This is a genomic window from Paraburkholderia sp. BR13444 (genome assembly GCF_040948755.1).
Lineage (GTDB): Bacteria > Pseudomonadota > Gammaproteobacteria > Burkholderiales > Burkholderiaceae > Paraburkholderia > Paraburkholderia youngii.
Genome location: NZ_JBFPKM010000019.1, coordinates 95,913 through 119,832, shown reverse-complemented (window position 1 = coordinate 119,832; position 23,920 = coordinate 95,913). Strand labels below are relative to the sequence as shown.

General features: G+C 64.4%; 22 protein-coding genes. 1 reads left to right on the top strand and 21 read right to left on the bottom strand.

All coding sequences use genetic code 11. The features are described 5' to 3' along the window. Window positions 1-72 precede the first annotated feature (72 nt). The 16 genes from AB3X95_RS34105 to AB3X95_RS34030 all read right to left on the bottom strand — a co-directional run bounded on the left by AB3X95_RS34105 (window position 73) and on the right by AB3X95_RS34030 (window position 18,547). A complete protein-coding gene (locus tag AB3X95_RS34105) occupies window positions 73-813 on the bottom strand; it encodes an SDR family oxidoreductase (protein WP_176109386.1) in 741 nt (246 codons plus the stop codon). Beyond that, window positions 810-2,126 (bottom strand): FAD-dependent oxidoreductase, encoded by a 1,317-nt coding sequence (locus tag AB3X95_RS34100; RefSeq protein WP_368623578.1) that lies wholly within the window; start codon window positions 2,124-2,126, stop codon window positions 810-812. Before AB3X95_RS34100 ends, AB3X95_RS34105 begins: the two co-directional genes overlap by 4 nt. Window positions 2,127-2,128: 2 nt before the next feature. Beyond that, window positions 2,129-3,553, bottom strand: coding sequence for a UbiA family prenyltransferase (locus tag AB3X95_RS34095; RefSeq protein ID WP_368623577.1), 1,425 nt, complete (start codon window positions 3,551-3,553; stop codon window positions 2,129-2,131). Window positions 3,554-3,878: 325 nt separating this feature from the next. Then, window positions 3,879-5,012 (bottom strand): glycosyltransferase, encoded by a 1,134-nt coding sequence (locus tag AB3X95_RS34090; protein ID WP_368623576.1) that lies wholly within the window; start codon window positions 5,010-5,012, stop codon window positions 3,879-3,881. Then, the gene (locus AB3X95_RS34085) at window positions 5,009-6,262 is read right to left on the bottom strand and encodes a glycosyltransferase (RefSeq protein ID WP_368623575.1); all 1,254 of its coding nucleotides are present in this window, start codon (window positions 6,260-6,262) and stop codon (window positions 5,009-5,011) included. The genes AB3X95_RS34090 and AB3X95_RS34085 overlap by 4 nt, the downstream gene beginning before the upstream one ends. Continuing rightward, complete coding sequence (gene wecB, locus AB3X95_RS34080) at window positions 6,255-7,376, bottom strand: non-hydrolyzing UDP-N-acetylglucosamine 2-epimerase (protein WP_176367685.1); 1,122 nt, start codon at window positions 7,374-7,376, stop codon at window positions 6,255-6,257. The genes AB3X95_RS34085 and wecB overlap by 8 nt, the downstream gene beginning before the upstream one ends. Continuing rightward, the gene (locus AB3X95_RS34075; RefSeq protein WP_176367684.1) at window positions 7,373-8,950 is read right to left on the bottom strand and encodes a polysaccharide deacetylase; all 1,578 of its coding nucleotides are present in this window, start codon (window positions 8,948-8,950) and stop codon (window positions 7,373-7,375) included. The genes wecB and AB3X95_RS34075 overlap by 4 nt, the downstream gene beginning before the upstream one ends. Continuing rightward, complete coding sequence (locus tag AB3X95_RS34070; protein ID WP_368623574.1) at window positions 8,947-10,329, bottom strand: phenylacetate--CoA ligase family protein; 1,383 nt, start codon at window positions 10,327-10,329, stop codon at window positions 8,947-8,949. The genes AB3X95_RS34075 and AB3X95_RS34070 overlap by 4 nt, the downstream gene beginning before the upstream one ends. A 198-nt stretch (window positions 10,330-10,527) precedes the next feature. Next, window positions 10,528-11,307: an ABC transporter ATP-binding protein gene (locus AB3X95_RS34065; protein WP_176109394.1), complete on the bottom strand. Its 780-nt coding sequence runs from the start codon at window positions 11,305-11,307 to the stop codon at window positions 10,528-10,530. A gap of 4 nt (window positions 11,308-11,311) precedes the next feature. Then, window positions 11,312-12,130 carry an ABC transporter permease gene (locus tag AB3X95_RS34060; RefSeq protein WP_176109395.1) on the bottom strand — a complete coding sequence of 273 codons (819 nt, stop codon included), beginning with the start codon at window positions 12,128-12,130 and terminating at the stop codon, window positions 11,312-11,314. Window position 12,131: 1 nt separating this feature from the next. Then, window positions 12,132-13,547, bottom strand: a complete 1,416-nt coding sequence (locus tag AB3X95_RS34055) for a mannose-1-phosphate guanylyltransferase/mannose-6-phosphate isomerase (RefSeq protein WP_176122583.1) — start codon at window positions 13,545-13,547, stop codon at window positions 12,132-12,134. Between the two features lie 265 nt (window positions 13,548-13,812). Continuing rightward, window positions 13,813-14,739, bottom strand: coding sequence for a dTDP-4-dehydrorhamnose reductase (gene rfbD, locus AB3X95_RS34050; protein ID WP_184225944.1), 927 nt, complete (start codon window positions 14,737-14,739; stop codon window positions 13,813-13,815). 9 nt (window positions 14,740-14,748) lie between these two features. After that, complete coding sequence (gene rfbC, locus AB3X95_RS34045) at window positions 14,749-15,300, bottom strand: dTDP-4-dehydrorhamnose 3,5-epimerase (RefSeq protein WP_176122581.1); 552 nt, start codon at window positions 15,298-15,300, stop codon at window positions 14,749-14,751. After that, complete coding sequence (rfbA, locus tag AB3X95_RS34040) at window positions 15,285-16,178, bottom strand: glucose-1-phosphate thymidylyltransferase RfbA (RefSeq protein WP_013088602.1); 894 nt, start codon at window positions 16,176-16,178, stop codon at window positions 15,285-15,287. Before rfbA ends, rfbC begins: the two co-directional genes overlap by 16 nt. Window positions 16,179-16,188: 10 nt before the next feature. Continuing rightward, entirely contained in the window at window positions 16,189-17,250 is a 1,062-nt protein-coding gene (rfbB, locus tag AB3X95_RS34035) for a dTDP-glucose 4,6-dehydratase (RefSeq protein ID WP_176367679.1), read from the bottom strand. Between the two features lie 385 nt (window positions 17,251-17,635). Continuing rightward, window positions 17,636-18,547: a GDP-mannose 4,6-dehydratase gene (locus AB3X95_RS34030; protein ID WP_368623592.1), complete on the bottom strand. Its 912-nt coding sequence runs from the start codon at window positions 18,545-18,547 to the stop codon at window positions 17,636-17,638. Window positions 18,548-18,718: 171 nt separating this feature from the next. Between AB3X95_RS34030 and AB3X95_RS34025 the strand changes: the two genes are divergently transcribed. Beyond that, entirely contained in the window at window positions 18,719-19,591 is an 873-nt protein-coding gene (locus AB3X95_RS34025; RefSeq protein WP_368623573.1) for a symmetrical bis(5'-nucleosyl)-tetraphosphatase, read from the top strand. A gap of 36 nt (window positions 19,592-19,627) precedes the next feature. Here AB3X95_RS34025 and AB3X95_RS34020 read toward each other — a convergent pair whose 3' ends face one another. From AB3X95_RS34020 to ruvX, 5 genes are all read right to left on the bottom strand, one after another. Next, complete coding sequence (locus tag AB3X95_RS34020; RefSeq protein WP_184225946.1) at window positions 19,628-20,485, bottom strand: 1-acyl-sn-glycerol-3-phosphate acyltransferase; 858 nt, start codon at window positions 20,483-20,485, stop codon at window positions 19,628-19,630. A gap of 38 nt (window positions 20,486-20,523) precedes the next feature. Further along, window positions 20,524-21,804, bottom strand: a complete 1,281-nt coding sequence (locus AB3X95_RS34015; protein WP_368623572.1) for a dihydroorotase — start codon at window positions 21,802-21,804, stop codon at window positions 20,524-20,526. A 60-nt stretch (window positions 21,805-21,864) separates the two neighbouring features. Further along, window positions 21,865-22,890 carry an aspartate carbamoyltransferase catalytic subunit gene (locus tag AB3X95_RS34010; RefSeq protein ID WP_368623571.1) on the bottom strand — a complete coding sequence of 342 codons (1,026 nt, stop codon included), beginning with the start codon at window positions 22,888-22,890 and terminating at the stop codon, window positions 21,865-21,867. A gap of 63 nt (window positions 22,891-22,953) precedes the next feature. Further along, window positions 22,954-23,493 carry a bifunctional pyr operon transcriptional regulator/uracil phosphoribosyltransferase PyrR gene (pyrR, locus tag AB3X95_RS34005; RefSeq protein ID WP_368590163.1) on the bottom strand — a complete coding sequence of 180 codons (540 nt, stop codon included), beginning with the start codon at window positions 23,491-23,493 and terminating at the stop codon, window positions 22,954-22,956. Then, window positions 23,480-23,920 (bottom strand): Holliday junction resolvase RuvX, encoded by a 441-nt coding sequence (gene ruvX, locus AB3X95_RS34000; RefSeq protein ID WP_176122574.1) that lies wholly within the window; start codon window positions 23,918-23,920, stop codon window positions 23,480-23,482. Before ruvX ends, pyrR begins: the two co-directional genes overlap by 14 nt.

Genomic DNA, 23,920 nt, shown 5'->3' with positions numbered 1-23,920 from the left:
GCCGATGAGTTCACGAGAGGCACACCAGGTCAGAAAGATCGAACAACGCTTCGCCGCGACGTGCGCAATTCATCACAACGAGAGCCGCTTGAACACGCGGCCAGGAATGGAACGAATGATCAGCATAATGCCCCACCAGAACCACGGGGTATAAATGACATCTCTGCCCTTTTCCACTGCGCGCACGATATCGCCCGCGACCTTGTCCGCCGTAGCAACAAGCGGTCCCGGCAACGGAAGGCCCGCTGTCATCGGCGTAGCGACAAAACCAGGCTTGATCGTCACCACATGCGCGCCCGCTTTGAACAGGCGCGCCCGCAGACCCTCGCAAAACGCGGAGAGCGCGGCTTTGGCACTGCCGTACAGATAATTCGACTGGCGACCGCGATCGCCGGCCACCGACGAAATCACCGCGATCGTGCCGCGCCGCTGCTGCTCGATCACAGTCGCGAAACGGGTCAGCAACGCGATGATCGATACGGCATTGGTATTGAACTCACGGACCGCGACGTCGGCATCGTTTTGACAATCCTGCTGGTCAGGCAGCGTACCGGGCGCCACCAGCACGATGTCGAGCGCGCCGAACTCGGCCGAACAGCGCTGCATCATGGCGGCATGTTCACCGAGCTGATCGATGTCCAACTGCTGGCACAGCACCTCTTGCGCACCGCGTGCCTTCAGGTCGTCGGCAACCTGCTGGAGGCGCTCCATGTTGCGCGCGACGAGAAAGAAGCGCGCGCCCTGTTTAGCCCATTGCCGTGCACAGGCAATGGCGATCGCCGAAGTGGCGCCTACGATGACGATGTTTTTCATACTCGAGTGGTTCGTTCCCAAAAGCGTGACAGCAAGGCCGGATCACGCAGCGCTTCGACCCGTTCCCACTGCGGATAGGCAGCGCGAAAATCTTCGCCCGACATATGCGCGTCCTTGGCGGGATACAGACGGCCGCCGCTCTCGCGCACGATCGCATCGAGCCGGTCGAAGAGCTTGCGATTCGATTCCTCGCGCTGCGGAAAATCGAGCGCGAGCGACGTGCCTTCGAGCGGAAAAGACAGCAAGCCCGGCGATTCGATGGCGCCGCAGCGCTTGAGCACGGCAAGGATCGATCCCGTGCCGCTGCGGGCAATCGCGTCGAGAATGGCCCGCGTCGCGTCCCGCGCAACGGGCGCCGGCATCACGCATTGATACTGCTGGAAGCCCGAGCGGCCATAGATGCGATTCCATTCAAGCAGGCTGTCGAGCGGATAGAAGTACGAGTCGTAACTGACGGTCGAGCGAACCGCGTTCGCGCGTTGCCGCCGGTAGTACAGCTCGTTGAAGGCGCGCAGCGTCAAGCGGTTGAAAACGGGGATCGGCGACGTAAACGGCACCGTCCGCGTCTTGCGGCGTTCGATGTCGAGTCCGCCTTCGCAAGCGTGATCGCCGACCATGAAAATGCCCCTGCCCAACGCGGCATCGCGGCTCTGACAGTCCACCCACGCGACGCTGTACTCATGCAGTTCGTCGAGCCGTTCCGACAGCGCGAAGAACTCGTCGAGGTTGGCAAAGCGAATGCTGGTGACGTCGAGCATGCTCGACGTGATCGGCATCAGCTGGATTTCGGCCCACGTGATCAACCCCGTCATGCCAAGGCCGCCAATCGTTGCGGCGAAGTACTCAGGGTGCAGGTCCGGCGTACATTCGAACTGCGCGCCGTCGCTGCGCAGCAAGGAGAAGCGACGCACATGCCGGCCAAACGTGCCGCGCACATGGTGATTCTTGCCGTGCACGTCGTTGGCGATCGCGCCGCCCAAGGTTGCGTACTTCGTGCCCGGCGTCACCGGCAACATCCATCCACGGGGAATCGCCACGTCGAGAATCTGCTCGAGCGTCATGCCAGGTTCAGCGCGCAACACGCCGTTTTGCCAGTCAGCCAGGATCAGCCGGTCCAGCGGCAGCGTCTGGACCACGTGCCCTGACGACGCGAGGCAACTGTCGCCGTAACTGCGCCCATTGCCAAACGCAAGGGTCGTGCGCTGCGCGCCGCCGACACTTCGCCAGACGGCCGCGGCCGTATCACGCCAGGCGATCGGATGGGCATCTTGCGGCGCGTACGGATAGCGCCCCCAGGATTGAACCTTGGACATGGCTAGATCGCCATCCAGAACACCGCGCCGCATAGCGCCATGATGAGCCAGCTGCTGCGGTCTTTTGCCGCGAATATGATCGGGTCGTCATGCATGGAACCGCGATGCGCGATGATCCACGTGCGGCTCACCCAGTAAAGCAGCAGAGGACAGGCCACCCAGATGTACTGCGGGTGCCGGTAGAGGCCCGCCGTATTGCCGTCCTGAATATAAAGAGCGAGAACCAGCACGGACAGATAGCCCGAGGCCGCGCCTAATGACGAAATCAACGGCAGATCGCTCGCGACATAGCCGCGGCCGCGCGACTTCACGAGCCCGCGCTCCTTCAATGCGTGCAGTTCCGCATACCGCTTGACGAGCGCGAGGCTGAGAAAAACGAACATCGAAAACGCGAGCAGCCAGAACGAGAGCCGCGCATCGATCGCTGCGCTTCCGGCGATGATGCGCGTCGTATAAAGCAAGGCCAGCACGACCACGTCCATCATGACTCGCCGCTTCAGATGCAACGAATAGGCCAGCGTGAGTACGTAATATCCCAGCAAAACCAGCGCGAATTTATGAGGCAGGCAGAACCATGCGATCGCGCCCCCCACCACCAGCAGAACGGGAAAAAGCGCCGCGCCCCACACCAGCGGCAACGCGCCCGAGGCAAGCGGGCGTTTGCGCTTGGTCGGATGATGCCGGTCGTCCTCGAGATCGAGCAGATCGTTCAACAGGTAGACGCTCGACGCACAGACACCGAAGGCAAAAAAAGCTAGAAGCGCGGACACGACCAGCGCGGCGTCCGACAGTTGATGCGCCGCGAGCAGCGGAACGAAAATCAGCAGATTTTTCAGCCACTGATGCAGTCGCAGCGACTTCGCCCACGTTCCCGGCCATGCGGAGCGCTGGTCGATCACGCGCTCGACGTTGCCCTGCTTGCGGGCCGCGCGCTCTACGCCACTCGACGGATTGATCACATAGGCACGCTCAGCCGCGGCCCAGACTGCGACATCGTCGTGCGAATTGCCCGCGTAGTCGAAGCCTTTCTCGCCGAACTCGGCCACGAGCCTGTCGCGCTTGCGATGCGCGGACAGATTGATGTCGCTATGAGTGGCGAAGGTTTTGTCGAATAGCCCAAGATGATCGGCAATCGCATTCGCGTAGCGTTCATGGCTAGCGGTCGCCAGCACGAGCGAGCGCCCGGCGGCCCGTTCCTCCCTCAGCCACTCGATGACCGTGGGGTCGTAGGGCAGGACGGTGACGTCGATATCGGTCGCTTCGGCGAGGCGCGCTTTGAGCCCGGCCTTACCGCCGCGCAGGAGCCACAGAAGCGGCTCGTAGAACCGATGCGGAGCGGAGCGGGTAAAAGCAAAACCGCATTCAATCAGGACGTCCGAGCGAATGAGAGTTCCATCCAGATCGACAACGAGGGGTTTGCTACTCATTCAGTAAACCGTCGCAAAGCGGAAAAGAGTATGGAAGGCAAAGCGATGTCGTAGAAATCTGTTCTGGCGCGATCAAAGCGGCATCACGCTACCATCTCGCGCCCAGCCCTACAACCCGCCGCAAATTTACCTGTCAATTTATTGCCGATTGATTTAACAACCATGAGCCCGCGAGATTATGACGAAGCAGATTAATCACTGTACCGGGCTCGACGGCGCAGATAATACCAACATCTCGCTTATAGGGGCCGAATTAGCGCGAACAAACGTGAATTAAACACCTTCGCAAGCTTTTCGGCGCAATAACGGCAAAGAAAATAGCGACTCAGGAAGACAATACTTGCTCGTACAGCGATTTATATGCGTTTCCCAACGCTGGCCCTGAAAATAGCCGCTCATATCGCTGCCGCGCCGCCGCCCCCATGCCGCGCGCCAGTCCTTCATCCAGCGCCAGCCGGTTGATCGCGGCGATCAGCGGTTCCGGCGCCTCCGGCGGCACGACGAAGCCCGTCACGCCATCCTCGTTGACGAACGACGTCCCGGACCCGACCTCGCAGCACACCATCGGTTTGCCGAACATCGCAGCTTCGACCAGCACCATCCCGAACGCTTCGGAGCGCAAATGCGAGGGCAGCACCATCGCGCGACAGCCCTTGAGCAGCGCGACCTTTTCCTCATGCGTGACCTGGCCGGCAAACACGACGTTGCTCGCGCCATGCTCCCGCGCCAACGCGGCGAGCCGCTCGCGCTCCGGCCCGGAGCCTGCAATGACGATTTTCGCCTGCACATGCCGGGCGGCCTCGACGAGCGTATGCAGTCCCTTGTAGTAGCGCAACACGCCGAGCGCCAGAAAATACGGCTCGCCCGGCACCATACCGAGCCGGCTCTCGAGCTGGCGCTGCGCGTCGAGCGGCTGCGGCTCGTCGCGATAGTCGATGATGCCGAGCGGAATCGTCTTCAAACGCTCCTTCGACACGCACGCGGCGAGCGTCTCGCTGGTCCGCGCATAGGCCGGCGACGTCGCGACCACCGCGGACATGCTGCGCAGCGTGCGCCGCATCAGCGGCCCATAGACAGTGCCGAGCAGCTTCTGCCGCACGATGTCCGAGTGGTACGTCATCACCGTCGGCTTCTTCGTGCGTCCGAGCAGATGCAAGACGTCGGCGAACGGCCACGGGAAGTGAAAATGCACGACGTCGGCCCAGTCGGCCATCTCGCGATACCTGATCACCGAGCACGGCCCGCCGAGATCGCACGATGCCGGCGCGGCCCACGATTTCTCGCGGATCACCTGCCCTTCGGGACGCTCGACCACGGTCGGCGTCGGGCTCGGCGACAGGGTCAGGATGCGCGGTTCGACGCCGCGCTCGCGCGTCGCCAGCGCAATCTGGCGGATCGCTTCCTGCAGGCCGCCGGGCGGGTCCGGGAAGTAGGTGCGGTACACATGAACGACCCTCACGTGCGCACCTCGGCGCCGTGCGGCTGCGCGCTGCCGCCGCCCGCTTGCGGGCAGCGGAAAGTAATCGCCAGCATCTTGTCCAGCCGCGCTTCCCACGTGTTCTCGCCGACCGCCGCGCGCGCTTCGTCCGCGCTCAGCTTGCCGCGTGCAAGCTGCTTGTCGATCGCAGCGATGAACGCTTCCGTATCGCCGCCCACCTCGAGCCCCGCGCGCGGTTCCTTCGCGAAATCGAGCGGCGTCGACACAACCGGCAAACCGGCCGCCAGATATTCGTAGAACTTCATCGGAAACATCGAGTGCGTGTATTCGTTGATCAGCGTCGGCAGCACACCGACCCGCATGCCGCGCAAATACTGCGGCAGCGCGCGATACGGCCGGTAACCGAGCAGATGCACGTTCGGCAGACGCTTGAGCTGCGCGAGCAGGTCGCTGCGCTGCCCTTCGCGCTCCTCGCCGATGATCACCCATTGCCACCCCGGCCGCGCCTGCGCGGTCTGCAGCAGCAGCGGCAGGTCGACCTTGAAGTCCGACAGCACGCCGTGGTACACGAGCCGCGGCTCGTCGATCGCGGCGAGCTCGGCGGGCAGCGGGCCGTCTTCGCGCGCCGTGCCGAAGTGCGCTTCATCGACGACGTTGCCGAAGAAATGCGTATTCGGGTTGAACGGCAGACATACGTCCTTCAGCGACTGCGCGGTCGTAAACACCGCCTCGCAGCGGCCGAGCAGATCCTGCTGGGCATTGCGGAACGCGTCGACGTCGACACCCGGAATCGCCGCGATATCGTCGACACAGTGGTAGACCAACGGCCCGCGCGGCAGCGTCGCGATCGCATCGAGCATGTACGGGTGGTAGGTCCACACGACCGGCTTGTCGTAGCGAAGCGACCTCGCGAAGCGGTTCACCGAAAAGCGCAGCATCGCCTGATTCAGCGAGCGCACGAACGGCAGATGATGCCCGGCCGGCACCATCAGCGGCGACAGCACCCAGATGTTGTCGGCGCGGCGCGGCGGACCGAGCACGAGCGACTGCACGCCGCGCCACAGGCGCCGCCACAGTCGCGACCAGTCGCGGCCGCTGGCCACTTTCGGCGAACGGAAGCCGACGCTTTCCACATACAGGATCCGCCAGCCGCGCGCGGCGAGGATACTAGCGGTGTGCTGCTTGTTGGTCCAGTACGGCTCGTCCCAGTCGGCGGTCGAAAACAGCACGCAGTCTTGCGGGGGAAGCACGGGGTTCTCGCCGTCAGCCAACGAACACCTCGACCGGTCGGCCGCGCAGGCTGTCGACGATGCGCCGCGACGCCAGCCCGTCGCCGTACGGATTCGCGCGATCGCGCAGCGCGGCGCGCCGCGCCGGATCGTCGAGCCAGCCGATTACCGCGCTTTCGATGCTCGCCGCGCTCTGGCCCGCGAGTGTCGCGAAGCCGGCATCGACACCTTCGCGGCGCTCGGTGTGATTGCGCATCACGACGACCGGCACGCCGAAGGTCGGCGCTTCCTCCTGGATGCCGCCCGAATCGCTGACCACGACGGCGCTGCCGCTGATCAGGTAAAGGCTCGTCGGATAGTCGACCGGCTCGATCAGCGCGAGATTCGGAATGCCATCGAGCTCGCGATGCACGGGCTCGCGCACGGCCGGGTTCAGATGCACGGGGAAAACCCAGCGGTATTCGCTATAGCGCTGACACAAATCGCGCAGCACGCGGCAGATGTCCTGCAGCACATCGCCGAAATTCTCGCGCCGATGGCATGTCACGAGCACGTGCTGCTGCTGCGCGCCATGCCATGCGGGCAGCGGACTCGTCGGCGGCGTGACGCTCCAGCTCGCGCGCACTTCGCCGATCGCATCGACGACCGTGTTGCCGGTCACGACGATCTTCGCGGCCGCGACACCTTCGGCAAGCAGGCTGTCGCGCGCGCGCGAGGTCGGCGCGAAGTGCAGCGTCGCGATGCGGCCGAGCAGGCTGCGATTCGCTTCCTCTGGAAACGGACTCGTGAGATCGCCGGTGCGCAGCCCCGCCTCGACGTGGCCGACGCGGATGCCACGGTGGAACGCCGCGAAGCCCGCGCAAAACGCGGTCGTCGTGTCGCCCTGCACGATCACCCAGTCGGGACGCACTTCGTCGAGCGCGCGATCGAGCGCGGCGATCAGGCGCGACGCGAGCGCGTTCAGCGATTGCCCCGGGTGCATCGTTTCGAGCGAGATGTCGGGTTCGATGCCGAAGAATTCGAGCGCCTGCGCGGCCATGTCCCTGTGCTGCCCGCTCGCGCAGACGATCGTGTCGAACTCGCTGCGCAGCGCTCTCACGAGCGGTGCAAGCTTGATGACCTCGGGGCGCGTGCCCATCACCACCATGACTTTCATCGCAGTGCTTTCCCCGCCTCGACCTTGGTATGAGCGCCCCGGAACTCGACGCCGAGCGCGAGCGGCGTCGTGTCGGCGCATGGCGTGACGACGCTGAATACGCCGTCTTGTTCGACGATCTGCGCGAGCGAGCGAAAGCGCAGGAAATCGAGCGCGGCTTCCTCGTGCAGGAACAGAGGCCGTCGCGCCTTGCCGCGCATGTAGGCGATGAACTGCTCGTGCGCGTCGATGCGCGCCGCCTCGTCGGACCAGCCGTACGCGTAACGCTCGGAGAACGGATGGTCGAGATAGCCGAACAGCGTGTTGGTCGCGTATGCGGTGTCGAAAGCCTGCTTGAAGATCGCAAGCGGATCGCCCTGTTTCAGCATGCAATCGCCGTGCAGCATGCACTGCTGGCTATGACCGACGAAGCCCGCGGGCAAGCCGGCCAGGGCGCCGCCGCGCGCGGTCAGGAACTCGGGATCGTTGCGGATGATGCCGCCGATGCAGCCCGCGTAGCCCGCGTCGATCAGGCCGCGCATCGCGTACGGCGGCGACTGGTGAAACGGCGACACCGCGTAGCGCACCGGCACACCGGTCGCGCGTTCGAGCAGTTCGGCCGATTGCGCACCTTCCGCGATCGCGGTGTCGTAGCTACCGCCCCAGTTCGGCGAATGCGTCGCCGTGTGCGACAGCACCGCGCCCTGTTGCCGATCGGCGAGCAGTTCGCGCAGGATGTCGTGCTGGCCGCCGCGTTGCAGGTTCTGCGTATGCACGGCGAGCGTGAACGGCACGCCGAGACGCCGATACGCCTGCCACAACGGGCGCGCCGATTCGACGTCCTCGTCGCAATCGAGCCGCGACGTGATCGCCGCGTCATAGCCCCACGGCAGTTCGCTCAGCACCGGCTGACACGGCAGCGAATCGGAGCGGTAGCCGGACAGAAACTGCTCGACGAGGCGCCATTCGAACGAATCGCACGGGCCGACCGGCCGGTTGAACCACAGCACGCCCGATGCGCCCGCATCCCACAGCGCCGCATACGCGAACTGCCGCTCGCCGTTCACGACAACCGCGGCCAGCTCTGCCTCGGCCGGGACTTCAGGCGCTTCCGCGAGCGCCCAGATCGAACCGTCGGCGCGAATCGCGCCGTAGCCGAGGTTGTTCCATTCGTCGGTGAAATCGAAGCGCTCGAACGGGCGATGCCAGGCCGCGCCGCCGAGTGTCCGCGCGAGCGCGCCGTAGCGCACCGCCGCCGCGCTTTCGCGCGACTCGCCCGAAGGCGCCGATGCACTGCGGCTCGCTTGTGCCAGTTCGGTTGACAAGGCCGCGGGCCGATAGCGCAGATAGCCCGCGAGCGCGATCGGCATATGGCCGAATACGATCAGCTTGCGCGGCCGCGCATTCACGTAGGCGATCAGGTCGGCGCTCCACGCGTCGGGCGCGTCGACCGCGACCACGACGTCGGGCGCGATCTCGTGCAGCATGTTGCGCGTGATCGCCTGCGCCTGGGTCCCACTGACCGAGCGCCGCAGCGCCGCGAGCACATATTGGCCAGCGTCGGCGCGCGCATCGGGAAATGCGACGCCGATCATGCGCTCACCACGTGGCGGAATTTGGCGCGGCTGCCCACCCGCACGAAATCGTCGTGACCGACGTAAGCGATCGTGAATGCATCCTGCCAGAAGTGGCGCAGCTTCGCGGTCGTCTCTTCCGCGTTGGCGTGCGGTTCGAGCACGATGCGCAAGGTGGGCGGCGTCGTGCGCAGATCGATCTGGAATTCCTGGATGCCGCCGACGCGGTGATCGAGCATGTCCTGGATGTGGTGCGTGGGATGCGCGACGCCGTTGATCGGCACGACGTCGTGAATCCGTCCGACCACGTCGGTCAGGAAGAAACCTTTCCCGGTCTCCTGCACGCGGGCGAGGTCGCCGGTCGTGTAGCGGATCAGCGGCATCAGCCGGTTGCGGAAACCGGTGAACACGAGTTCGTGCGCGCCATCGGGGTTGTCGGGCGCGACGCGGCTTTCCGGCCAGCCTTCCGATTCGAGGATCTGGAAGCCGCCCTCATGACCGTCGAGCTCGTAGGCCATCACACCGAGCTCGGCGAGGCCGTAACGGTCGATCACGCGGCAGCGCAACGCCTTCGCGATCATCTCGCGCGCATGCGGCTCGAGCAGCTCGCCGCTCGACTCGAACACCTGGAACGCCTTGCCGCCGCCGTACTTGCGTTGCACGTAGCAGGCGAGCGCGTACATCGTCGATGGATGCGAGTGCGCAAGATACGGGCGGCGGCGCTTCAGCGTGCGCCACATTTCCTCGAGGCCTTGATCGTCGATGCGGTCGAAGAAGATGTTGCTGCGATTCATCGCGAAGCATTTGAAGTCTTCGCGCGATGGCCACTCGGGCACCGCCTGATCGGGGAAGCGGCACGCGAAGTGCAGCTCCGAACGATGGCGCAGCTTACCGATCCGCTCGCGGCAATAGTTGGTGACCGCCGACGAATAATCGGCGCCTTCCAGGTCGTAGTAGATCGTCGTGGACAGGCCGGTCGAGCCGCCGGTCTTGCACGCGTGGTGCTTGCCCGCCTCGAGCGGCCCCGACAACAGACGCGTCCCCTGCTCGCGGATTATGTCCTTGGTCAGATACGGCAGTTCTTCCAGGTAGCGCGGGTCGTCCTTGACCTTGGCGGGATCGAACTGCTTCGCATGGAACAGGTCGCGATAGTAAGGCACCTTCGCGCCGGCGAATTCGAGCGTGGCGACGAGCCGTTCGAGCGCGATGCGGCGGCGATGCGGCATCGGCAGCGAATAGTGCTCGCGCAGCTCGCGGATTTTCGGGCGCACGTTGCGCTTTTCGGCGTTCTCCGCAATCGGATACGCGATATAGCCGCCCGCGAAACCCTTCAGTGTGCGAAACGGCTGACGCACCAGCAGGGATTCGGAGTAGCGCAGAAATGGGTGATTAGCTCGCATCAAATTCGAACCTTGTTACGCCTCGGGCGACTGCCACGAGGGTGTTGCTGAACTGCGGGACTGGTCGGCGCCGAAGAGCCGGCAAGCCGCCAAGCCGTCGGATTCGCCTGCCGCCGGCGCATTCGCAGGGCGCACGTCGCGCTATGGGGCGCATAGCGCCGGCGCGCAACGCGCCGCGCCTGCCGCGCGCTCGTGTGCTCAGTGCGGCAGCTGCGCGGTGTGGCTGATGAGCGGCTCGTCGATCGGTTCCGGCGGCGGCAGCACGGGTTCGTCTGCGACCATCTTGCCGTGCTCCATCGAGATCTTGCGGTTGCACACGCGCGCGACCAGCGAGGGATCGTGCGACGCCACCACCAGCAGCGCCGCTTTTCCAACGAGGCCTTCCAGGCGCTCGGCCGCCTTCACGCTGAACTCGGCGTCGCCGACGCTGAGCCATTCGTCCATGATCAGGATGTCGGCTTCGACGCTCGTCGAGATCGCAAACGCGAGGCGCAGCATCATCCCGCTCGAATAGGTGCGCACCGGCAGATTCAGGTAGTCGCCGAGTTCGCTGAACTCGGCGATCTCGTCGATCTTGCTGCGGATGCGCGCGGGCTTCAGCCCGTCGAGAATGCCGCGCAGATAGATGTTTTCGAAGCCGGTCGCGTCGGGGTCGAGGCCCATCGACACGTCGAGCAGCGACGCGATCTTGCCCTGCACCTTCAACTCGCCGCGCACCGGCGCATAGACGCCCGACAGCGTGCGCAACAGCGTCGTCTTGCCCGAGCCGTTGTGGCCGATCAGGCCGATGCGCTCGCCTTCGCTGAACGTGAAGCTCAGGTCGTCGATCGCGCGCACGACCGCATGGCGACCCGCGTCCTGGCCGATCCGGCCGCCCGTCGTCAGATTGAGCACCGCCTTTTTCAGCGAGCGATGCGAGTTCTCGTAAATCGGAAATTCGACGGAGATGTTACGAGCGACAATCGATGAGGAACTCACAATATCAAAGCCAGTAAGGAACGCGATTACGGAAACGCTTCATCAGGATCTGCGCGAACGCGAATCCGACGATCAACAGACCAATCGACCACGCCCACGACTCCCAGTGGGTCGGGCGGCCGGTGAGCGGCGCGCGCACCGTTTCGATCAGGTGATACAGCGGGTTGTATTCGGCGACCCACGCGCGGTCCTTCAGGATTTCCGGCGACCACATGACCGGCGTGAAGAAGAACACGACCTGGATCAGGTTCGTGACGATCGGCGGAATATCGCGAAAGCGCGCGCACAGCACGCCGAGCGTGACGCCGAGCCACACGCCGTGCAGCAGCAGGATCACGAGCGAGAACGGCACCAGCAAGATTTCCCAGCCCTGCCAGTGGCCGAACACGAACAGCAGCACGACGACGACCGGCAGGCTATGCAGCAGGATCACGAAGTTGCGCCAGGCGATGCGGCATACGTGGACCGTCAGCGGCAGCCTGATCTGCTTGATCAGATAGGCCGAGCCGATGAAGGCCATGCAGCCTTCGTTGGCAACCGAGGCCAGATACGCCCACACGACGAGACCCACCGCCAGATACGGCAGGTAGTCCGAGATTTCCTGGTTCAGCAGCGTCGAATACAACGCGCCGAGCACGACCACCATGATGATCGTGCTGAGCGTGAACCAGAACGGCCCGAGCACCGAGCGGCGATAGCGCTGCCGGATGTCGTGCCAGCCGAGCGTGCCCCAGACCCGCACCGCTTTCATGCCGACCAGCAGGTCGTCGCGCTCGTTGTGACGTGTCAGGTCTTCGGAGTCGTTGGTAAAACTGATATCCATCTCAAGTACGTCCGTAAATGTCTTCGAAGCGAACGATATCGTCTTCGCCCAGGTATTCGCCGCTTTGCACTTCGATCATCACGAGCTCGACGACGCCCGGATTTTCGAGGCGATGTTTGTGACCCGCCGGGATATAGGTCGACTCGTTGGTCGACACGAAGAACTCCTTCTCGCCGTTGACGACCTTCGCCATACCGCTTACCACGACCCAATGCTCGTTGCGGTGATGATGCATCTGCAGGCTCAGGCTGGCGCCCGGCTTCACCTCGATGCGCTTGATCTTGAAACGCGGCCCCTCTTCGAGCACCGAGTACGTGCCCCACGGCCGATGCACGGTGCGATGCACCTTGTACGTCTCGTGGCCGCGCGACTTCAGCTCCGCGAAAATCTGCTTCACGTCCTGCGCGCGATCCCGGTGCGCGACGAGCAATGCATCCGGCGTGTCGATTACGATCAGGCTGTCGACGCCGACCGCGCCGATCAAACGTCCGGCACTGCGCAGATACGAGTTCTTCACGTCGACGAGCAGCGCCTCGCCTTCGACGCGGTTGCCGCTCGCATCGGCCGGCGACAGGTCGGACAGCGCGGTCCATGAACCGACGTCGGTCCAGCCGAGGTCGCAGCACACGACCGCCGCGTGCTCGCACTTCTCCATCACCGCGTAGTCGAACGACAACTCCGGCACCGCGCCGAAGCAGCCCGGCTCAAGACGCACCTGCGCGCCGCTCTTGCCTTCGGCGGACGGCGACTTGTCCATGCATTCGGCCGCGGCATCGAGAATGTCCGGACAATGCACGCGCATTTCCTTCAGGATCGTGCCCGCCGTGAAGCAGAACATGCCCGAGTTCCACACGAACCTGCCCGACGCCAGATACTCGCGGGCCTTTTCCAGCGATGGCTTCTCGACGAAGCGCACGACCCGCTCGCCATCGGCTTCGATATAGCCGTAGCCGGTTTCGGGCGCATCCGGATGCATGCCGAAGGTCACCACGTTGCCGGCCTGCGCAAGCGTCTGCGCACGCGCGACCGCCGCGGCGAAGGCGGTTTGATCCGCGATCAGGTGATCGGCCGCGAGCACCAGCATCACCGTGTCTTCGCCATGCGCCTTCGCCGTGTGCAAGGCCGCCGTGGCAACCGCGGCGGCCGTGTTGCGGCCGAACGGTTCGAGAATGAACGAGGTCGCGATGTTCTTGCGGTTCACCTCGCGGAAATCGTCCTCGGTCTTGAAGAACAGTTCACGGTTGGTTACCGTGAGCACTTCCTTCACGCCGGGCAACGCGACCGCCCGCAGGAAGGCTTTCTGCAGCAGGCTTTCGCCGTCCGCGAGACGGATGAACGGCTTCGGGTGCGATTCGCGCGAGACCGGCCAAAGCCGCGATCCCGCTCCGCCGCACAGAATGATCGGTAACAAACTCACAGATCCCTCTCAATACCGTATTTTTTACGCGGCCACACTGGTTTTGCGTACGGTTGAAACACGTTGGCAATCTACTGCGCATAGAACGCGAAATCCGCGCCTGGACCGCGCTCACGTCGAGCCACATTCTACCGCCGCCCCCTTTCACTATTGTCAGGGAACCATCGCTTCGATCGGTACAGGACCACGACGGCGTCATGGCGAGCGGCATGCGCGGCAGCTTCGCCGCATCGGCGCTTGGGAGCCCCCGCGTCGAAACCGCGACTCAGGTCCGCGCCGCCGGCGACTTCGGAAAACCGTCCGTCAAACACAGCTTCAGCGCGTCGCGCCAATGCGGCGCGGCCAGCCCGAACACGCGCGCCAGCTTGTCGTTCGACATTCTGGAATTGGCTGGGCGCTTGGCCGGCGTCGGGTAATCCGAGGCGGGAATCGGCAGCGTGTTCGGCTTGTTCGGCAAATCCGCGAGTTCGAAGATCGCCGACGCGAAGCCGTGCCACGACGTCGCGTCGCCCGCGCACAGGTGATAGATGCCCGAACGCTCGCTCCACCACTTCGCGCTGTCTTCTGCGGCGAAGGCTTGCGCGCACAGATGCGCGCTCAGCGTCGCGATCGTGTTGCACCAGGTGGGCGCGCCGATCTGGTCGGCGACCACCTTCAGCTCGGGGCGATCGGCGCCGAGCCGCAGCATCGTCAGCAGAAAGTTCTTGCCGCGCGTGCCGTATACCCAGCTCGTGCGCAATACCAGGTGATTCACGCCGCTCGCCGCGATCGCCTGCTCTCCCGCGAGCTTGCTGCGGCCGTAGACGTTCTGCGGATCGGTCGGATCGTCTTCGACGTATGCGCCTTCTTTCGTGCCGTTGAACACATAGTCGGTCGAATAGTGGATCAGCGCGGAGCCGAGCTTTTTCGCTTCCTCGGCGAGTACGCCCGGTGCTTCGCCGTTGATGCGCATCGCCAGATCGCGCTCTTCTTCGGCTTTGTCCACCGCGGTATAAGCGGCCGGATTGACGATCAGCGCGGGACGCACGTCGCGCACCACCGCGCGAATCTGATCGAGGTTCGACAGATCGAGCCTCGAGCGGTCGACCGCGACCACGTTGCCGAGCCCTTGCAGCGTGCGCGCGAGCTCATAGCCGACCTGGCCATTTACGCCGGTGACGAGAATCGTCCGTGTCGCGTCGTGTGCGCTCATCCGTTTCCCCTATGCGTAGACTTCGGCGTCGGCGAGACGCTTGCCCGCCGCATCCTTGGCCGCGAGCAGCGGCTCGAAGTCGATCGGCCATTCGATGCCGATCGACGGATCGTTCCATACGATGCTGCGCTCGTGCTCGGGAAACCAGTAATCCGTGGTCTTGTAGAGGAACTGCGCGGACTCCGACAGCACGACGAAGCCGTGCGCGAAACCGGGCGGCACCCACAGCTGCCGGTGGTTTTCGACCGACAGCGTCACGCCGACCCACTTGCCGAAGTTCGGCGAACTCTTGCGGATGTCGACGGCCACGTCGAATACCTCGCCCTCGACCACGCGCACGAGCTTGCCCTGCGCATGCTGGATCTGATAGTGCAGACCGCGCAGCACGCCGCGCGCCGAGCGCGAGTGATTGTCCTGCACGAACTCGACGCCCGGCTCGACCTTCTCGGCGAATTCGAGCGCATTGAAGCTTTCGAAGAAGAAGCCACGCGCATCGCCGAACACCTTCGGCTCGATGATCTTGACTTCGGGCAGTGAGGTTGCGCTTACCTGGATGGCCATGCGACGTGATCCGTGAGAATGTTTTGCAGGTATTGCCCGTAGGCATTCTTCGCGAGCGGTTTGGCGAGCGCGAGCAGCTGCTCGCCGTCAATCCACTGACGCCGGTAGGCAATCTCTTCCGGACACGCGACCACCAGACCCTGGCGCTTCTGCAGCGTCGCGATGAAGGTCGCGGCTTCGATCAGCGAATCGTGCGTGCCGGTGTCGAGCCACGCATAACCGCGGCCCATGATCTCGACGTTGAGCGCCGCGTTCGCGAGGTAGCGCGAGTTCACGTCGGTGATTTCGAGCTCGCCGCGCGCGGACGGCTTGATGTCCGCGGCGATGTCGCAGACCTGCTTGTCGTAGAAGTACAGACCCGTGACCGCGTAGTTCGAACGCGGCTTGGCGGGCTTTTCTTCGATCGACAGCGCGCGGAACTGCTTGTCGAATTCGACCACGCCGTAGCGCTCCGGGTCCTGCACGTGATATGCGAACACGGTGGCGCCTTCGGTCTGATCGTCGGCGCGTTCGAGCTGCTTCGCGAGATCGTGGCCGTAGAAGATGTTGTCGCCGAGAATCAGCGCCGACGGATCGTTGTTCACGAACTCGCGGCCGATGATGAACGCCTGCGCGAGCCCATCCGGCGACGGCTGCACCGCGTACTGGATATTCATGCCCCACTGGCTGCCGTCGCCGAGCATCGCCTCGAAGCGCGGCGTGTCCTGCGGCGTGGAGATGATCAGCACGTCGCGAATACCCGCCACCATCAGCGTGGACAGCGGGTAGTAGATCATCGGCTTGTCGTACACCGGCAGCAGTTGCTTGGAGACGACATGCGTGATCGGATACAGGCGGGTGCCCGAACCACCCGCGAGAATAATGCCTTTGCGCGCCATTGCCGTGCCTTTACGCGCGCTGCGCGTAGTTGGTCTCCACCCACTTCCGGTATTCGCCCGAAGCGACTTCGTCGACCCATTGCTGGTTGTCGAGATACCACTGGACCGTTTTGGCGAGTCCCGTCTCGAACGTTTCCGCCGGCTTCCAGCCGAGTTCGCGCTCGAGCTTGCGGGCGTCGATCGCGTAACGGCGGTCGTGGCCCGGACGATCCGTCACATAGGTGATCTGGTCGCGATAGGAGCCCGCCGCCTTCGGACGCTGCTGGTCGAGCAGGTCGCACAGCGTGTGCACGACCTCGAGATTCTTCTTCTCGTTCCAGCCCCCGACGTTGTACGTCTCGCCCGGGGTGCCCCGCGCGAGCACTTCGCGGATCGCGCTGCAGTGGTCGCCCACGTACAGCCAGTCGCGCACGTTCTGCCCGTCGCCATACACCGGCAGCGGCTTGCCGCCGAGCGCGTTGGCGATCATCAGCGGAATCAGTTTTTCGGGGAACTGGTACGGACCGTAGTTGTTCGAGCAGTTGGTGGTCAGCACCGGCAGGCCGTACGTGTGATGGTAGGCGCGCACGAGGTGATCCGAACCGGCCTTGGTCGCCGAATAGGGGCTATTCGGCGCATAAGGCGTCGTTTCGGAGAACTGCGGATCGGTTGCGGACAGCGAGCCGAACACTTCGTCGGTCGACACGTGCAGGAAGCGGAACGCGGCGCGCTCCGCTTCATCCAGCGTGTTCCAGTAGCTGCGCGTCGCTTCGAGCAACGTGAAGGTGCCGACCACGTTGGTCTGCACGAAATCGGCCGGACCGTGAATCGAGCGATCCACATGGCTCTCGGCCGCGAAATGCAGCACGGCGCGCGGCTTGTGTTCCGCCAATAGCGCGTCGAGCGCGGCGCGATCGCAGATGTCGACGCGCGCGAAAATGTGTTTGGAATTGCCCTGTAGCGACTTCAGCGTGCCCAGGTTGCCGGCGTAGGTCAGTTTGTCTACGTTGAGCACCGCTTCGTCCGACGCATTCAGCCAGTCGAGCACGAAATTAGCGCCGATGAAGCCGGCACCGCCCGTTACCAGGATCATTTAATTCCCTTGTCGATGTTAGTGACAGGCAGCGAAGAACTTGCGACCTGTTCACCCCGTGTGGTGTCTGTTTCTCTGGCCGACCGACGCGTCCCGCGGAGAGCGGACACTCAGACGCCTATTTTATGAAGCCACAATTATAAAGCTGCCCCGTGCAAAAACTAGAACCCTAACAACTTGAAACAGCTTGACAGAATTCGTTGCCGCTGGTCTGCAAAATGGAGCCTTTCGGTGCGGTTACGCGCATTTTGACGCTTGTAATGATCTGCACGACATACTATGCGGTCCGGCGCGCAAAGACCGGGAAACGGACAGGAAGAACGTGCGAAAGCCCTGCGAAACGCCGCGAATGCAGACCATCAGAAGGTTGCTCGCGCGAACGCGCTCAGGCCCCGAGCATCCAGCGCAGCGTATCGATGAACGGGATCGAGTCGACCGCCGGCACCAGCGACTGCAATTTGGCGGGCGATCCGGCAAGCATCTTGACGTCCGTTTGCCGGACAAAGGCGGGATTGACCTGGACTTCGATGTCGTGACCGGTGAGTTCGCTCGCGGTCGTCAGGATCTCACGCAACGAATACGGCTTGCCGGTGCAGACGTTGACGATCTCGGCGGCGACATCGGAGTCGAGCAGCGCCTCGTACGCACTCGCAACATAGCGCACGTCGGAGAAGTCGCGCGCGATGTCGATATTGCCGAGTTCGATCGACGCCGCGCGACGTGCGAAGTGGCTGACGATCTTCGGCACGAGGAAGTTCACCGCCTGGCCGCGGCCGGTGTAGTTGAACGGCCGCACGATCAGGATCGGCAGACGGTCGAACCATGTGCGCACCAGCGCTTCCATTGCGGCCTTGCTGGCCGCGTAATGATTGACCGGCGTCAGCGCAAAGCTCTCGTCGATCGCGGCACTGCTGACGTTGCCATACACGTTCGCGCTGCTTGCGATCAGCAGCTTGCGCGGCACGTGGCCGATCGCGGCGCAGGCTTCCAGCAGGTTCAGCGTGCCGATCACGTTGACGCGATAAAAGTCGAGCGGATCGTTGTGTCCCACGAAGCTGATCGCGGCCAGATGCACGATGTAATCGGGCCGCACGGCGTCGAGCACGCGCCGGCAGTCTTCCGGTGAGGTGATATCGAGCTTGACGCGTGTCGGCGTGTCGGGCTCGTCGCGGCCGGACACCGCTTCGATCACGGTGTGCCCACGCCCGATCAGCTTCTCGACCAGATAGCGGCCGGTAAAACCGTTCGCACCGGTGACGAGCGTGCGAAATGATTGCTTCGCGGCGGGAGACGACATGCTGGCTTCGTTCACGAGAGAGTCATCCTGTTGTTGTATTGGAGTAGCGCGCGGTCCATAGCGCGATATCCGAACCGCAAACGGGCTATTATGTCACGCTAGCTTGCTGCTCTGCCCAGCGTGGCACGCGTCGTGCAACACCGCGCGTATCGAATCGATCCGATTTCCTCGATGACACCCCACAACGCTTCCAGTACGTCCGCTCCTCTCGTTCCTCTTGCTTTCGGCGATCTGCAAGGCTGCCGTGCGCCGTTTCAGCAACTGCTCGCCAAGGCCGCGCCGCCGGACGGCACACCGCTGTGGTTCGCCGGCGATCTGATCAACCGCGGCCCCGACTCGCTCGACACTTTGCGGGACGTCATCGCGTTCGGCGAGCGCGCGGTGCCGGTGCTCGGCAATCACGATCTGCATCTGCTGTCGGTGTCGGCGGGGATTCGCAAGTCGAAGAAGGGCGACACGATCGAAGACATCCTCGCCGCGCCCGATGCCGCCGATCTGCTCGAGTGGATTCGCCACCGGCCGCTCGCGCATTTCGACAACGGCATGCTGATGGTGCACGCGGGCGTGCTGCCGCAATGGGATACGACGCTGACGCTGGAACTCGCCGACGAATTGCAGCGCGCGCTGCGTGCGCCGAACTGGAAAGAAACGCTTGCCGGCCTGTACGGCAACGAGCCGAACCGCTGGAAGCCGGGCCTGAAGGGAATCGAGCGTCTGCGCGTTACGTGCAGCGCGTTGACACGCATGCGCTTTTGCAGCGCCGATGGGGTGATGGATTTCAGCAGCAGCGGCACGCTCGCATCCACGCCGCGCGGTTGCATGCCCTGGTTCGACGCGCCGTCGCGCCAGACCGCCGACGTGACCGTCGTGTTCGGTCATTGGGCCGCGCTCGGCCTGATGCTGCGTGACAACCTGATCGGCCTCGACTCGGGTTGCGTGTGGGGGCAAAAGCTGTCGGCGGTACGGCTCGCGCGAAATCCTGCGGAGCGTACGTTGACGCAGGTCGATTGCGATTCGTGCGGTGTGCCGCGCGGGGGCAATTAAACAGAAGCCGGCGACGCTGCCCGGCAGCGCCGCCGCTCAGGCCGAGCGGCGCGGCTGATCGACGGGCTCGATCAGCGTTTCCGGCGTCTCGGCGGCGTCGCTCGACGACGCGGCAGCTACCACGTCGCCTTCTTGCGCGACCGTCCCCGCCACTGCGTTGCCGGCCTGCATGTCCCGCAACGCGTTCGCCACCACGTTCTGAGCCTGCGCCGCGAGCACCCGCCGGTCGGCGTTCGGTGCGAGCGGCGCGCCGACATAGACGTGAGCGGTCAGCGGACCGCCACGCAACAGCATGTCGAGCGAGTCGGACAACGAGACATCGTCGATATACGCGGGTGCGGTCGACTGCCGGCCCTGCGCATTCTCGTACATGATGCACAGCGGTTGCACAGGCACACCGGCCGACACCGCCGCCTGAAACATGTTCGCGTGAAACGGCAGGAGCTCGAGCCCGTTCGACGTCGTGCCTTCGGGGAACACGCACATCAGTTCACCCGCACTGAGGCGATCGGCGAGTTCGTGCATGATCCGCTTCGCGTCGCTGCGCTTCTCGCGCTGGATGAACACCGTGTCGAGCTGCTGCGCGAGCCAGCCGACCACCGGCCATCGACGGATCTCCGCCTTCGACACGAAAGGCGTCGGCCGCCACGCGTTGATCACGTAGATGTCGATCCACGAGATGTGATTGGCGACGACGAGCGCGCCACGATCGAGCCGCACCGCATCGTTATGCACGACAAGGCGCATGCCGCACAGCCGCAGCATCTTCAGCGACCACGCGCGATTGAGCGCGTGACGCCGCTCGGCGCTCGCGTTCGGAAAGCGCGTCGCGACGGTCCACATGCCGTGCAGCAGATGCGTGATGAGACGGATCTTGCGTAACGCGAGCTTCATGGGCGGGGCTTTCCTTGACTGGACCGAGACGATGCCGCTCAGCGCTGCTCATACGCGAGCTGACCCGACACGATGGTCGCGCGCACCTGCGCCGGCAGCTCGTAGCCGAGGAACGGCGTGTTGTGCCCCTGGCTCTTCAGCGCGCGCGGCTCGACGCGCCAGTGAGCATGACGGTCGAACACGCAGAGGTCGGCCACCGCGCCGACCGTGATACGGCCAGCCGCTTCGAGGCCGAGCACCTGCGCCGGCGCCGCGGTGATGCGATTGAGCGCGCTCGCGAGTGGCACGCCCGCTTCGTCGGCCCACTTGACCGTCAGCGACAGGAACAGTTCGAGGCCGGTTGCGCCGGGCGTCGCTTCGGCGAACGGCAGCAGCTTTTCGTCGTCGTCGACCGGCGTGTGCGCCGAGCAGATCGCGTCGATCGTGCCGTCGACGAGGCCTGCGCGGATCGCTTCGCGATCGCGCTGCTGACGCAGCGGCGGATCGAGCCGGAACTGCGCGTCGAAATAGCCGATGTCGAGATCGATCAGATGCACGTGGTTCACGGTGACGTCGCACGACACCGGCAGGCCTTCGGCCTTTGCCGCGCGCACGAGCGCGACGCCCGCCGCCGACGACACATGCGACACATGCACGCGCGCGCCGGTCACACGCACGAGTTCGAAGATCGTATGCAGCGCGATCGTTTCGGCAGACACCGGCACGCCCGACAAACCGAGCCGCGACGCCAGCGCTCCGCTCGCGGCGACGCCGCCCTTGCCGAGGTACGCATCGACGGGACGCAGCCACACGGTGAAGCCATAGGTCTTCGCGTATTGCAGCGCGCGCATCAGCACCTGGGTATCGACGATCGGCGTATCGGCCTGCGAGAAGCCGACGCAGCCCGCCTCGGTCAGCTGGACCATCTCGGTGATGACCTGCCCCTTCAGACCGACCGTCAGCGCGCCGAGCGGATACACGTGCGCCTTGTTCAGATTGCGCGCGCGGAACTTCAGCATTTCGACGAGGCCCGGTTCGTCGAGCGTCGGATCGGTGTCCGGCGGACATACGAGGCTCGTCACTCCGCCCGCGAGCGCCGCGGCCATTTCCGAGCCGAGCGTCGCCTTGTGCTCGTAGCCCGGCTCGCGCAAACGCGCGCACAGGTCGACGAGACCCGGCGCGATCGACAGACCCTGGGCGTTGAGCGTGCGCTCCGCCTGGAAGCCGGCCGGCGCCTGGCCGAGAGCGGCGATCTTGCCCGCCTCGATAAAAATGTCCTGCTGCTGTTCGGTGCCCGCTGCCGGATCGATCAGCGTGCCGCCTTGAATATGAATCTTCATGCGCTGCCTTTGTTAAACCTGTGGTTCAGCCTGTGCTTCGGCTTCCTGATGAGTCGCTGCTTAATCGTTGTTACCCGCGACGATCCCCATCACCGCCATGCGCACCGCGATACCGAACGTCACCTGATTCAGGATCACCGATTGCGGGCCGTCCGCGACCTGCGAGTCGATCTCGACGCCACGGTTCATCGGGCCGGGGTGCATCACGATCGCATCCGGGGCGGCGAGCGCGAGTCGCTCGGGTGTCAGCCCCCAGCTCTTGAAGTACTCCTGCGACGACGGCAGCAACGCGCCGCTCATGCGTTCGTTCTGCAGGCGCAGCATGATGATGACGTCGACGTCCTTCAGCCCTTCGTCGAGGTTGTGGAACACGCGCACGCCCATCTGTTCGAGGCCGCCCGGCAGCAGCGTGCGCGGACCGATCGCACGCACTTCGGGCACGCCGAGCGTGGTCAGCGCATGAATGTCCGAGCGCGCGACGCGCGAATGCAGGATGTCGCCGACGATCGCCACGCGCAGCTTCGTGAAGTCTTTCTTGTAGTGGCGGATCGTGTACATGTCGAGCAGACCCTGCGTCGGGTGCGCGTGACGGCCGTCGCCGGCGTTGATCACGTGCACGTGCGGCGCGCAATGCTGCGCGATCAGGAACGGCGCGCCGCTCGACGCATGACGCACGACGAACAGATCCGCGTGCATCGCCGACAGGTTGTTGATCGTGTCGAGCAGCGATTCGCCCTTGCTCGTCGACGACGCGTTGATGTTCAGATTCAGCACGTCGGCCGACAGGCGCGTGGCCGCGATCTCGAACGTGGTACGGGTGCGCGTCGAGTTTTCGAAGAACAGGTTGAACACCGACTTGCCGCGCAACAGCGGCACCTTCTTCACTTCACGGTCGGTCACGCTGACGAACTGGTCGGCGGTCTCGAAAATGTGATTGACGATGGCCTTCGGCAAGCCCTCGATCGACAGCAGATGCTTGAGCTCGCCGTTCTTCGTGAGCTGCGGGTTGCCCTTCAGGAAGCCGTAGCGGAAGCGCTCGGATGCGCTAGCGGGGGAATCTTGCGGAGCCTGGGTGGCGGTGTTCATGATGTACCTGCTTCAAATACGGGCTTCAACGTGATCGAGGTCGGCGCGCCGCGCGCGCGAGTTTCAATCGACGCGTGCTTCAGTGTGAAAAGAGAACCGCTGGCCGCCCGCGCCGTCGTCTTCATGGGCCAGCACGAGCGTCGCGTCGGCCGGCACGTCGACCACGCCGCCGACGAAGCGCGCCGCCACCGGCAACTCGCGTCCGCCGCGATCGGCGAGCACCGCGAGTTCGACCGATGCAGGCCGGCCATAGTCGTACAGCTCGTTTACCGCCGCGCGAATCGTGCGGCCGGTGTACAGCACGTCGTCGACCAGCACGATGCGGCTGCCATCGACCGCGAACGGCAGCGAGGTCGGGCTCGCCTGCGCGTGCAGCCCTTTCTTCGCGTAGTCGTCGCGATGCAGCGCGACGTTCACCACGCCGAAGCTCGGCAGGTTCAGGTCGCGCGCGAGCCGCTCGGCGAGCCATGCGCCGCCGCTATGGATACCCGCGAGCACCGCCGCCTGGGCGCCGTCGTGCGCTGCGGCGAGCTGGTCGCCATAGGCCGCGCGAATCTGGTCGAGCAACGCGCGATACAGCGCTTCGGCGTCAATGGAACTCATGATCGTCGGAAAGTCCGTCAAGATATTGCTGGAGGATGATGCTCGCGGCTTCGGCATCGAGCATGTCGGCTCGGGCGTTGCCGGCGCGAATTTGCGCCTCGGCCTCGACCGACGAGTAGCGCTCGTCGACCCACGTGACCGGCAGATTGAAGCGGCCGTTCAGCTGATTGCCGAAGCGCTTCGCGAGCTGCGTGCGCTCGTGCGGTGTGCCGTCGGGGTGCATCGGCAAACCGACCACCAGCGCATCGGGCTTCCATTCGGCGATCAGCTTGCCGAGCGCTTCCAAACGGTACTCCTTGCTGCGGTTCTGCACGACGACGAGCGGCCGCGCGCGGCGCGTCAGCGAATTGCCGACCGCCACGCCGATGCGTTTCACGCCGTAGTCGAACGCAAGCAGCGTCGCCTCACGTCCGGCCGGCAGATTCAT